The organism is Roseitalea sp. (assembly GCF_984466335.1).
On the sequence record NZ_CFIFWG010000095.1, the window covers coordinates 1 to 11,669 of the forward strand.

Genomic DNA, 11,669 nt, shown 5'->3' on the forward strand with positions numbered 1-11,669 from the left:
GCAAAGCCCAGCCTGCGGTAGAGCGCGCGGGCGGGAGGGTTTGCTTCGTCGACTACAAGGAAGACGGCGGACAGGCGCTCGCGATGGGCGTGGGCCAGCACCCGGTCCATCAGCCGCCGGCCGACGCCATGGCCCTGCCGGTCCGGGCTGACCGCGATGGTCAGGATTTCCGCCTCGTCGGCCGCCACGCGGGCCAGCACGAAACCGGCCATCGTCGCCCCGCGGGCGGCGGGCGCATGGGCGGCATAACCGAAGACGCCCGCCTTGCCGATCAGGTCGGCGATCTCGCCGTCGGTCCATGGGCGCGCGAAGGTCGCCGCATGGATGTCGGCCGCGCAAGGCGCGTGCTCGCCCGCGAGCGGGCCGACGGCGATGTCGCCGGCGCCCCAAAGGGTCTGAAGCCACCTCACGGCGCGTCCGCTCCGGCGGCCCGGCGCGGCAGGATATGGCCCGCCTGCGGCTTGGCGTCCGCACCGCGCAGATAGAGCGGAGAGGGCGGATGAGAGAAGCGGTGCGCGGCGCGCGCGACCGCCTCGATATCGCCGACCGGCCGATCGACGGCGACAGGCGATGCAAGCCCGGCGCGGCCCGCCGCATCGCCGGCAAGGCACGCGCAGCCGGGCCGGACATGGGCGGCGATGTCCACCTCGGGCACGGCGCGCGCCGCATCGAGCGGCGTGCCGTCCGCGGCGAAGTGTTGCAGGAAGATCTGGCCGCGCCCGCCACCGATCAGAACGGCGCAGGGGCCGTCCGGCCGCGCTTCGGCACCAAGCTGCACGGCGACCGTCTCAAGCGTCGTCACGCCGGTGACGGGCAGATCGCGCGCAAGGGCGAAGCCGCGCGCGGCGGCCACGCCCACGCGAATGCCGGTGAACGAGCCCGGCCCGATCGTCACGGCGATGCCGGTCAGGGCGGCGAAACCGATGCCGGCCTTGCGCATCACCTCGCCGACCATGCCCGTCAGCCGCTCGGCATGGCCGCGACCGATCTCTTCCTCGATCGCGGCAACAACCCGGTCCGCGCCCGCCTCGTAGAGGCATGTCGCGCAAAAGCGGGCGGCGGTGTCGATGACGAGAACGGCCATCGGGCCTTGCTATTGCGCGGCCGGGCGTCCGGCAAGACCCAACCGTCCGGTCAGCGCCGCAGCACGAGGACGCCGCAGGGCGCAAGGAGGGCCTCGCCCATCACGATCGCGCGCCCGGCGGCGAGCGGCGAGACGTCAACCGCCTCCGGCCCGTGGTTGAAGACATAGCGCAGATCGCCATTGTCCCGGACGCGAACGTCCCGGTGCAGATCGAGCGGCGCGATGCCGGCCGCATCGAGAAGCCGGCGGACGATGCGGTCGGCCAATGCCGCGTCGGGCCGCCCGGCCAGATAATGAACGCGGCCGTTCGACAGATGGGCCGGATGGCCGTCTTCGCTCGAAAGCTCGACCGAGACCGTATCGGCGTCGACGCGCACGAATTCGCGCCAGCCCTCGAATCGCGTGCCGTCGGCGAGGGCGACCGGCGCGAAGGGCGGCCGGCTTTCGACGCGCGTGACCGTGATGCCCGCCAGCGCCCGCAGGCGGCCCGGCGGCAGGTCGGGATGGATCCGGAAATCCGAGGTCTTCGAGCCCGTGCGCGGACCGATCAGCAGATGCGCGCCACCATCTTCAAGGGCCTGCGCGAGCGCGTCGGAAACGGCGAACAGGGACGGCAGGACGACGAGCCTGCGGCCGGCCACCGCTTGCGCCGAGGGCGGGACGACATCGACGCACACGCCCGCGCGCCGCAGCGCCCGATAGAACCGCAGCGCCATGTCGAGATGGGAGAAACCGGCGCCCTGCGGCTGGATGTCCCAGGCCCAGGCGCTCTCATAGTCGAAGATCAGCGCGATGTCGGCCCTGGCCGGCGCGGCCACCGCATCCAGTTCGGAAAGCTCCCGGCCGAGCTGCCGGCAGACATGCCATCCCTCGTTCCTGTCGCCATTGGGCAAAAGCAGCGCTTCGTGCATCTGCTCCTGGGCGAAGGGTGGCTGGCGCCAGCGGAAATAGGACACGACCTCGGCGCCGGCGGCGAACGCCTCATGGGCCCAAAGACGCAGCGCGCCCGGCGCGGGCGCGGGGTTGTGGGGCGCCCAGTTGACCGGGCCGGGCTGCTGCTCCATCACCCACCAGCGTCCGGCCTCGGCGCCGTTGCGAACCTGCCCGCAGGCCCGGTAGAGATCGTGGTGGAAGGCTTGGAAGTCCGGGTCGCCGACGCCCAGATAGCGCAGCCTGGTCGCTTCGTCCGCCCCGCCCCGGTCGAGAAAGCCGATCGGATAGGAATCCCAGGCGGCGATGTCCAGATCGGCGCTGACCGCATAATGGTCGAAGCCCGCTTCGGCTCCCATGAAATTGTGGCCGATCGCGCGACCTGGGGAATGGCGGCGGATGATGTCGGCCTGCGACCGGTTGAAGGCGACGACCTGGTCGGATGTGTAGCGGCGAAAGTCCATCGCATGGGACGGGTTCGGCTCGGTGACGGTCAGATTGGGCAGTTCGACCTCGCCGAACGCGCGATATTGCATCGACCAGAACACATTGCCCCACGCCTCATTGAGCACATCGACCGACTTATGCTTTTCGGCAAGCCAGGCGCGGAACCCCTCGCGCGCGGCGGCCGAATAGCTCAGCGCCGTGTCGTGACAGCCATATTCATTGTCGGTCTGCCAGGCTTCGAGCGCCGCGTGACCGCCATAGCGCCGGGCGAGCGCCTCGACGATCCGGGCGCATGCGGCGCGGTATCCGGGGTGCGAGAAACAGTAATGGCGGCGCGAGCCGAAACCGCGCGGCCGGCCCTCGGCGTCCAGCGCCAGCATGTCCGGCATGGCATCGACCAGCCATTTGGGCGGCGTCGCCGTCGGCGTGCCGAGCACGACCTTCAGCCCGGCCCCGGCGAGGACCTCGAACGCCTCGTCCATCCAGCCAAAATCGTAGCGGCCCGGCTCCGGCTCAAGCCGCGACCAGGCGAACTCGCCGATGCGCACATGGCTGATGCCCGCCTCGACCATCAGCGCGGCGTCGGTCGCCCAGCGTTCGGACGGCCAGTGTTCGGGATAATAGCAGGTGCCAAGGCGCTGCTTGCGGGGGATGGTCATGGCATGGTCCGGCGGCGGTCAGATCAGGACGGCGGGCTCGAAGCGCGGCGAGACCGGTCCGTCGAGCGTGACCAGCAGCGTGGCGCCCGCGTCCGGATCGGCGGCGCGGGCGTCCGCGTCCATATGCTCGAAGGCCGAGGTGACGGCGATGCGGTCGCCGCCGACGAAAGCGGGGCAGGAAGGCTGGGTGACCGGCAGGTCGACGGTGTCGAGGCGGCGCCCGTCCGGCGCATAGCAGTCGAGCGCCGAAGCGCCCCAGCGCGCGTTCCAGAGCCGGCCCTGGCCGTCGCAGATCGCGCCGTCTAGCCCGCCATCGCCGCCGCCATGGTCGAAGAAGACGCCCGGTTCGCCGACCGGCGCGCCATTGGCCGGGTCGACCGCGACCTTCATCAGCCGCTCCGTCTTCGTGTCGGCGAAATAGGCGGTTTCGCCGCCGGGCGAAAAGCAGATCGCGTTGGGAATGGTGATGCCGGAAAAGAGCCGTTCCAGCGTGCCGGCGAAATAGCGGTAGATGGCTCCCGCGCCCGGTTCGGCACCCGTGCCCATCGTGCCCAGCCAGAACGCGCCGGAGGGGTGAATCCGCGCGTCGTTCGACCGGGTGCGCGGATTGTCCGCCTCGATCGGCGCCAGCCGGGTCAGCTCGCCGCCGTCCCAGAGCCAAAGGCCGGTCTCGGTGAACAGCACGTCGCGGCCGTGCTCGGTGATCCCCATGGCGCTGGTCATCTCGGGCAGGGCGAGGACCGTCTCCTCGCCGGTCGCAAAATGGTGGGCGTGCCGACGCTTGCCGACGATGTCGAACCAGAACAGCGTGTCGCGGCGCGGGCAGTAATGGGGTCCCTCGCCCAAATGGCAGCGCGTTCCCGAAAGCATGTCAATCCTGGCCATCGTCACCGCTCCCGAAGACCGCGTCATAGGCCGCAACGGCCGCCACCGCGCGCGCATGGACCTCGCCCGCATCGAGACCCGGCGCATAGAGCGACGATCCAAGGCCGAAGGTGCGCACGCCGACCTTGGCATAGTCGGCGAAATGGGCATCCGCCACGCCGCCGACGGCACCGATCACGGTTTCGGGCGGCAGCACGGCGGCAATGGCCTTGATGCCGCCGGCGCCGAGCACGCTCGCCGGAAAGAACTTCAGCGCCGAGGCGCCCGACCGAACGGCGCGCAACGCCTCGGTCGGCGTGAAGACGCCGGGCATTGTGACAAGGCCGAGCGCGGCGGCGCGGGCCATCACGTCGACATCGATGTTGGGGGACACAAGAAGCCGGCCGCCGCTGTCGGCCAGCCGGTCCACGTCGTCCGGCGTCAGGACCGTGCCGGCGCCAACCAGCACCCGGTCGCCATGGTCGGCGGCGATGCGCGCGATCGAAGCGAACGGGTCGGGGGAATTGAGGGGCACCTCGATCGCCCCGAAGCCCGCCTCGACCAGCGCGGCGGCGATCGCGGGCGCCTCTTCGGGCCGCAACCCGCGCAGGATCGCGACGAGCCCGCGGTCAAGGCGCGGCCATGGCGCGGTCGCGCGGGCGGTCATCGGGCCACCGCCGCGGGCCGGTCGGCGCACAGCCGATCGGGCCAGACGTGGCGCGCTGCCACCTGAAGGCCCTCGCAGGCAAGCTCCTCGCCATCCATGGCTGTCGCATCGAACCCGGCAAGGCGAAGGGCGCGCAGATAGAGCGCCCCCAGCGTGCCTCCGCCGACCAGCGCCAGCCGGCCGGCAGGGCCGAACCGGGTCAGCGCGCCGGCAATGTCGAGACCGATGAGCGTGCCCGAAAGCGTGCCCAGCGCATGGCGCGCATCGGCGCCGGCCAGAAGCCCGCGCGCGCGCACCGCAAAAAGGCGCATCAAGGCGGTCGACGGCTCGTCGATGGATGCGCGAACGGCGGCCTCGAAGGCAGCCGTGTCGGCCTCCGCGTCGGCGCCGAGCGAATGGCGCAGCACCGATCCGGTCGAAAGGGCCGCGAACAGATCGCCGGTCAGCGCCGTCGCGAAGGCCGCGACCGTTGCGGCACCATCGGTGAGCCGCACCCATTTGGCGTGGGTGCCGGGCATGCAGACGAGCCCCTCGGCCGACGCTCCGGCCAGGCGCCCAAGACCCAGAAGCTGCGTCTCCTCGCCGCGCATCACATCGGGCGTTCGCGGCGAGCGGTCGGCGATTCCGGGCAGGATGCGCACATCGCGACGGGTGCCCCGCACGCGGACCGCCCGCGCGACGATCGTTTCGAGCCGCGCCGGCACGGAGACATAGGGCGCCTCCTGCCAGCCCTGCCGGCTGCCGACCATGCCGCACATCATGACCGGGACGTCGGCGCCGGCGCCCAGCTCGATCAGATGATGCTCCAATATGCCCTCGAAGGCGCGCGGGGCGGTCGCGCCCATGCCCTCGGCGCTGCGCGCGGCACGGATGACGCCCCCGTCGCGATCGAGCGCCCACAGGCGCAGGCGCGAGGTCCCCCAGTCGACGAGCACCGCCGCGATGGCACCGCGGGGCGTCACAGCAGACCTCCATCGGCGATGACGGTCTGGGCGGTCATGGCGCTGGAGGCGGCCGAGGCCAGGAACAGGCAAGGCCCGATCATCTGTTCGGGTTGCAGCGGCGCCTTCAGGCACTGGCGCTCCAGGAAAGCGGCGAGGGTCTCTTCGGTGACCCAGAGCGCCTTTTGACGCTCGGTCATGACCCAGCCGGGCGCCAAGGCATTAACGCGGATATTGTGCGGGCCAAGCTTGCCCGCCAGCCCCTTGGTGAGCCCGACGATGCCGGCCTTGGCGGCCGTATAGGCGGGCATGTCGCCGATGTTGAGCATGAAGGAGGTGGAGGTGAAATTGACGATCGCGCCGCCGCCGGACGCCTTCATGCCCTCGGCCACGGCCTGGGCGGTGAAGAAGGCATGACGCAGATTGATCGCCAAGCTCTTGTCCCAATAGGCGTCATCGACGCCGGCCAGCTCGTGCCGGTCGTCCCAGGCGGCATTGTTGACCAGAACCGTAATCGGGCCATGATCGCGCGCGGCCCCGTCGACGGCGGCGCGGATCGCCTCGATATCGGTCAGGTCGGCCTTGATATAAAGCGGCGCACGGCCGTAGCGGCCGCGCAGGTCCTCGGCGAGCCTTTCGCTCGCATCCTCTGCAATGTCGACGAAGGCCGTCCGCGCGCCCTGCGCGAGGAAGCCTTCGGTCAGCGCGGCGCCGATACCCGACCCGCCGCCAGTGATCAGGACCGAGGCGCCTTCAAGGTCGGGATAGGTTGGGGGATAGGTTGGAGTGTCTGCCATGGTATCCTTTGGTATCCTATGGGGCGGCGACCGTGGCGGCACGATCGTGCAGCCCGTGCGAAAGCCAAGCCCCGTGCGTTTCGATCAGCCTGTCGACCGCGTTCCAGATCTGGTCGAGATCCGGTTCGGCGCCGGTGTGCGGGTCCATCATGGCGGCGTGATAGATGTGATCGCGATTCTCCTCAAGCAGGGCGCGGACGGTCAGTTCCTGCACGTTGACGTTCGAGCGCATCAGCGCGGTCAGTTGCGGCGGCGCGCGCGGGCCTTTGCAGGATGTCGCCGACGATGTTCTTCATGAAGATGGTCGAGCCGGCGCCGATGAAGGCGATGAGCGGTGCACCGGACATGGATCAGCCCTTGGTCGCGCCGAGCGTCAGGCCGGCGATGAAATGCTTTTGCATCAGGAAGAACATGATCACCGGCGGCAGGGCCGCCAGCAGCGAGGCGGCGGAAATCAGTTGCCATTGCTGGACGAATTCGCCGTTGAGCGTGCGCACGCCGACGGTGATCGGCAGGTTCGCGTCATCCTGCAACATCACGGTGGCCCAGAAGAAGTCGTTCCAGATGAAGGTGAAGATCAGAACCGACAGGGCGGCGATGGCCGGCTTCACAAGCGGCATGACCAGATGCCAGAAGATCTTGAATTCGTCGACGCCCTCGATGCGCGCGGCCTCGATCAGTTCGAACGGCAGCGCCTTGATGAAGTTGCGCATGAAGAGCGTGCAGAAACCGGTCTGGAACGCGGCGTGGAAGATGACCAGGCCCGGGATCGTGTTCATCATCTCCAGCCGCACCGACAGATCGACGACCGGCAGCATCAGAATCTGGAACGGCACGAAATTGCCGGCGACGAAGATGAAGAACAGCGGCAGCGCCCAGCGGAACCGGTAGATCGCCAGTGCGTAACCGGTCAGACACGCCAGCGCCACCGACAGGACGACCGCCGGCAGGGTGATGATCAGCGTGTTGAGCATGTAGCGCAGCGCGTTGGGCTGGGCGAGCACCGTGCCGTAGTTTTCAAACAACGCCAATTCGCTGGGCACGCCGAACACATTGCCCGTCGCGATGTCGAGGGCCGGACGGATGGACGTCAGGAAGATCGCGAGCAAAGGCAAAAGCCAGACAAACAGCGCGACCGGCAGGGCCGCCTTGTAGGCGATTTGCGCAGCGGGAGAGGCTTTTTCGATCGGACGCGGGAACATCAGCGCCCCTCCCTTTCGTCCCGGTACATCTTCCACAGGAAGAAGCCGATATAGACGAGCATGATCGCGAACAGCACCACCGCGATCGCCGAACCGTAGCCGTAGCGCCCGACGCCCTCGCCCACCGCCTGATCGTACATGTAATAGGCCAGAACGTTGGTCGAGCCGAACGGGCCGCCCTGGGTCATGGTGGCGATCATGTCGAACGAGCGCAGCGCGCCGATGACCGTGACGACGACCGCCAGGAACGTCGCCGGCGCCAGTTGCGGCAAGATGACATGGCGCAGCATCTTCCAGCCACGGGCGCCGTCGAGCCGGCCGGCCTCGATCTGGTCGGGCGAGACATTGTTGAGCCCGGTCAGGTAGAGGATCATGCAATAGGCGATCTGCGGCCAAAGGCCCGCGGCGATGATGCCGAAGGTTGCGACATCCGGATCGCCTAAAATGTTGGGCGGATCGAGCGAGCACACGGTCGTGGGATTGCCGAGGATGTTTTGCGTTTCCTCGCAGAAGAACCAGCCCCAGATTTCGCCGACGAGCCCGAATTCGGGGTTGTAGGCCCAGGCGAAGATCAGCCCGACGACGACCTGCGAGATGACGAACGGAAAGAAGAACAGCGACTTGTAGATTCGGATGCCGGTGACGGTCTGGTTCAGGAACAGCGCGATGCCCAGCCCGATGGGGATGGCGAGCATGAAGAGCACGAGCCACAAAAGATTGTTCCACAGCGAGGTGTAGAAATTGGGGTCGCCGAGCAGCGTGCGGTAGTTCTGAAGGCCGACCCATTCGCCGGTCCACACGCCGTCGACGTCGCGCAGCCCGTCCCAGCGCGTGAACGAGTAGGAAAAGGACTGGAAGATCGGGATGATGACGTAGATCGCAAAGAAGATCAGCCCGATGGAAACGAACATCCATGGCGCCAACGTGATCCGGTTGCGCTTGTAATAGGCAGTGGAGGTGATCAGCACAAACGCCGACGCGATGACGGCGAGCAGCAGCGCAAAGCGCAGATAGAATGTCGGCACGCGGGCATCGCTGCGCTGCGCATAGCCCAGCCAGCCCTGGACCAGGCCGGGATCGATGACGAAGAACGAAAGCCACGCCGAGACAAGCAGAACCACGCCCGCGATCCCGGCACGGCCCGTGTCGGTCTCATAGCGTCTGGCCCGATAGCCCCCTGCGGTGACTTCTGCCGCGCCCGCCATGCCTGCTCCTCCGGGAAATCCGCCTGAACGCATCGGTGTCACGGACCCGCTATCCGGGCCCGGTGAGCACGTGCCTGCCGGCCAAAGACGATGGCCGGACCCGAAACGGGTCCGGCCGATCCGCAGCGCCTATCCTCAATAGACCTCGGCCTGGACCCGGTCGAGTTCGGCCAGCACCTCGTCCAGCGCGCCCGGATCGAGCATGAAGCGCTGGAAGCCTTCCATGCCGGCCTGCGCCATGGCGGCGGGCGCGTCCCGGTCGTAGAACTGGGCAAGACCGGTCGCCGTCGACAGCGTCTGCATGCCCTCAACGATGAACTTGTCGTCGGTGTTGATCGCGGCCGCCGCGTTGGGCGGCAACTGGCCGATCGCCTTGTTCCATTCGGACTGGACGTCGGGGCGGGCGACGAAGGCCAGGAACGTCCTGGCGTTCTCGACATTGGTGGCGTTGGCCGGAATGAAGAAGGCATCGGCCGGCGCCTCTTCGGCGCGCGGCAGGCCGGGCGTGATTTCCGGGAACCGGAAGAAGTCGATCTGGTCCTCGGTCAGGCCCGCATCCTTCATGCCCGAGACGGCGAAGTTGCCCATGACATACATGGCTGCATCGCCGTTGGCGAAGGGCGCAAGCGCTTCCTGCCAGCTCATCGTGGCGTGATTGTCGACGAAGGAACAGCGTTCGAGCATGGTTTCCCAGTTGGCGAACGTGGCGCGGATGCGGTCGTCGGTGTATTTGATCTCGCCCGCGGTCAAGGCGTTGTGCACCTCGTAGCCGTTGGTGCGCAGGTTCAGATAGTCGAACACGCCCGCGGCCGTCCAAAGGAAGCGGGTGCCGATGGTGAAGGGCGTAACGCCGTTTTCGGTCATGACGTCGCAGGCGGCCAGCAACTCGTCCCAGGTCGCCGGCTCGGCAAGGCCCAGCTTGTCGAAGATGTCCTTGCGGTAATAGATGCCCCACTGATAATAGGAATAGGGCACGCCCCACTGCTTTCCGTTGCGCGTCATGGTCGGCTTGATGGCTTGGAAATGCTGCGACAGGTTCGGGTCCGATGCCCACAGGTCGGAAATGTCCATGAACAGGCCCGCATCGACGAACGGCCCCATGCGGTTGCCCGGATACCAGGTGATGACGTCCGGCGCGTCGTTCTGAAGCGCCGAGCGGATCGTGTTCTTGTGCGCCTCGCGATCGCCAATGTTGGTGATGACGTCGATATCGGGATTGGCGGCCCTGAAGGCGTCAACCGCCGCCTCGAAGGCGGCCTTGGGCGCGGGGTTCAGATCGTCGAATGTAATGGACAGTTCGCCGGCCGCAGCCACGGTCGCCGATACCGTCGCTCCCAAAGCGCCGAGCACGGCGCCCTTGAACAAAGATCTCATATGATGTCCTCCCGAATGCGGATGGCGGGCCATCCGCCATCCATGCGCCGCGCGCGATCGGACGCATTGCCAAAAGCAGACAAATGCCGGACCTAAAACTTCCACATAATGGAACCGGATTTGACTATATCGAATTATTGGTCTAGCGTTCCGATCAAGTCAAGGGCGTCGTCCGCACGGGCGGAGGTTTTGGAGGCAATGTCGACAGGCATGGAAGAGCGGGCGCCTCGACCGTCACGGGCGCGGCGGCGTGCCGATGCGGGCACGGGCACGCTCGGCAAGGCGGTTGCCGTTCTGGACGCCGTGGCGCGGGCCGACCGCCCGATGCGGTTTCGCGACCTGCGCGAGGCGATCGACCAGCCGCCAGGGACGCTGCACCGGCAGGTCTCCAACCTGATCTCGGAAGGGCTGCTTCTGGTCAATCCGGACCAGTCCTACGGCCTCGGCCTGCGCCTTTTGCAGTTCGCGGCCCGCGCATGGTCCGGCAACCGGCTGCGCGATATCGCCGAGCCGCACCTGAAGGCGCTGCACGCAAGGACCGGCGAAACGGTTCACCTGGGCGCCTTGCGCGATCTGGAGGTCGTCTATCTGGACAAGGTGGAATCGTGCCAGGCCGTGCGCATGCACAGCCAGATCGGCAGCACCTCGCCCTGCTACTGCACCGGCGTCGGCAAGGCGGCCCTGGCGGCGCTGCCGGAAGCCGAGGCGGACGCGCGCATCGGCCGGATCGCCTTTCGCCGGCACACCGAGCATACGCTGAACGGCGCCGATGCGATGCGCGCCGAAATCGCGAACATCCGCGCCGCCGGCATCGCCTACGACCGCCAGGAGCACGAGGCGGGCATTCACTGCATCGCCGCGCCGGTCCGCTCGCGCGACCGGTCGTTCGTGGGCGGCATCTCGGTGACGGCGCCCAGCTACCGGATCGCGATGGCCCAAATGGCCGGCTGGGAAGGCGATGTGCGGGCGGCTGCCGACGCGATCAACCAGGACATCGAAATCAGACTCGGACCGCGCGCCTGACGGATGGCGGCGGCAGTGCGGGGGAGGCGCGCGTGGCGGACGTACAATTGAGGGACCTCAAAAAGTCATTCGGCAATGTGGACGTCATCCACGGCGTCGACCTTTCCATCGAGGCGGGAGAGTTCGCCGTCTTCGTCGGCCCCTCGGGCTGCGGCAAGTCCACGCTCTTGCGGCTGGTGGCCGGTCTTGAGGAGGCGAGCGGCGGGACCGTGGCGATCGGCGCCGAGGACGTCACCCATGTCGAGCCGGCCGACCGGGGCGTTGCGATGGTGTTCCAGTCCTATGCGCTCTACCCGCATATGACGGTGGCGGAGAATATGGGCTTCGGGCTGAAGATGACCGGCGCCGATCCCGAATTCGTGGCCGGGCGCGTGAAGCGGGCGGCCGGGATCCTGCATCTCGAACAGCTCCTTCAGCGCAAGCCCAAGCAATTGTCGGGCGGCCAGCGCCAGCGCGTGGCGATCGGCCGGGCGATC

The 11,669-nt window shown here is 67.9% G+C and carries 12 protein-coding genes and 1 pseudogene; 2 read left to right on the forward strand and 11 right to left on the reverse strand.

Annotated features, from left to right (window positions below; all coding sequences use genetic code 11):
* From AC5E6L_RS09795 to AC5E6L_RS09845, 11 genes and pseudogenes are all read right to left on the reverse strand, one after another.
* The coding region (locus AC5E6L_RS09795) for a GNAT family N-acetyltransferase (protein WP_491772941.1) at positions 1 to 410 on the reverse strand (410 nt) is incomplete at its 3' end.
* Positions 407 to 1,084 (reverse strand): tRNA (adenosine(37)-N6)-threonylcarbamoyltransferase complex dimerization subunit type 1 TsaB, encoded by a 678-nt coding sequence (tsaB, locus tag AC5E6L_RS09800; protein ID WP_491772943.1) that lies wholly within the window; start codon positions 1,082 to 1,084, stop codon positions 407 to 409. The genes AC5E6L_RS09795 and tsaB, both read right to left, overlap by 4 nt.
* Positions 1,085 to 1,134: 50 nt before the next feature.
* The gene (locus tag AC5E6L_RS09805; protein ID WP_491230320.1) at positions 1,135 to 3,120 is read right to left on the reverse strand and encodes a beta-galactosidase; all 1,986 of its coding nucleotides are present in this window, start codon (positions 3,118 to 3,120) and stop codon (positions 1,135 to 1,137) included.
* A gap of 18 nt (positions 3,121 to 3,138) precedes the next feature.
* Positions 3,139 to 4,005: an SMP-30/gluconolactonase/LRE family protein gene (locus AC5E6L_RS09810; protein ID WP_491772945.1), complete on the reverse strand. Its 867-nt coding sequence runs from the start codon at positions 4,003 to 4,005 to the stop codon at positions 3,139 to 3,141.
* The gene (locus AC5E6L_RS09815; RefSeq protein WP_491772947.1) at positions 3,992 to 4,651 is read right to left on the reverse strand and encodes a 2-dehydro-3-deoxy-6-phosphogalactonate aldolase; all 660 of its coding nucleotides are present in this window, start codon (positions 4,649 to 4,651) and stop codon (positions 3,992 to 3,994) included. Before AC5E6L_RS09815 ends, AC5E6L_RS09810 begins: the two co-directional genes overlap by 14 nt.
* Positions 4,648 to 5,613 (reverse strand): 2-dehydro-3-deoxygalactonokinase, encoded by a 966-nt coding sequence (locus AC5E6L_RS09820; protein ID WP_491772949.1) that lies wholly within the window; start codon positions 5,611 to 5,613, stop codon positions 4,648 to 4,650. The genes AC5E6L_RS09815 and AC5E6L_RS09820 overlap by 4 nt, the downstream gene beginning before the upstream one ends.
* The gene (locus tag AC5E6L_RS09825; RefSeq protein ID WP_491229632.1) at positions 5,610 to 6,389 is read right to left on the reverse strand and encodes an SDR family NAD(P)-dependent oxidoreductase; all 780 of its coding nucleotides are present in this window, start codon (positions 6,387 to 6,389) and stop codon (positions 5,610 to 5,612) included. The genes AC5E6L_RS09820 and AC5E6L_RS09825 overlap by 4 nt, the downstream gene beginning before the upstream one ends.
* Positions 6,390 to 6,405: 16 nt before the next feature.
* Positions 6,406 to 6,648: pseudogene (locus AC5E6L_RS09830) on the reverse strand (family 4 glycosyl hydrolase); the annotation flags it as partial.
* Between the two features lie 91 nt (positions 6,649 to 6,739).
* Complete coding sequence (locus tag AC5E6L_RS09835) at positions 6,740 to 7,591, reverse strand: carbohydrate ABC transporter permease (protein WP_491229631.1); 852 nt, start codon at positions 7,589 to 7,591, stop codon at positions 6,740 to 6,742.
* Entirely contained in the window at positions 7,591 to 8,796 is a 1,206-nt protein-coding gene (locus AC5E6L_RS09840) for a carbohydrate ABC transporter permease (protein ID WP_491229630.1), read from the reverse strand. The genes AC5E6L_RS09835 and AC5E6L_RS09840 overlap by 1 nt, the downstream gene beginning before the upstream one ends.
* 135 nt (positions 8,797 to 8,931) lie before the next feature.
* Entirely contained in the window at positions 8,932 to 10,170 is a 1,239-nt protein-coding gene (locus tag AC5E6L_RS09845; protein ID WP_491229629.1) for an ABC transporter substrate-binding protein, read from the reverse strand.
* Positions 10,171 to 10,368: 198 nt separating this feature from the next.
* Here AC5E6L_RS09845 and AC5E6L_RS09850 point away from each other — a divergent pair, with 198 nt between their 5' ends.
* Positions 10,369 to 11,193 (forward strand): IclR family transcriptional regulator, encoded by an 825-nt coding sequence (locus AC5E6L_RS09850; RefSeq protein WP_491229628.1) that lies wholly within the window; start codon positions 10,369 to 10,371, stop codon positions 11,191 to 11,193.
* Positions 11,194 to 11,225: 32 nt separating this feature from the next.
* On the forward strand, positions 11,226 to 11,669 hold a 444-nt coding region (locus AC5E6L_RS09855), incomplete at its 3' end, for an ABC transporter ATP-binding protein (protein ID WP_491772953.1).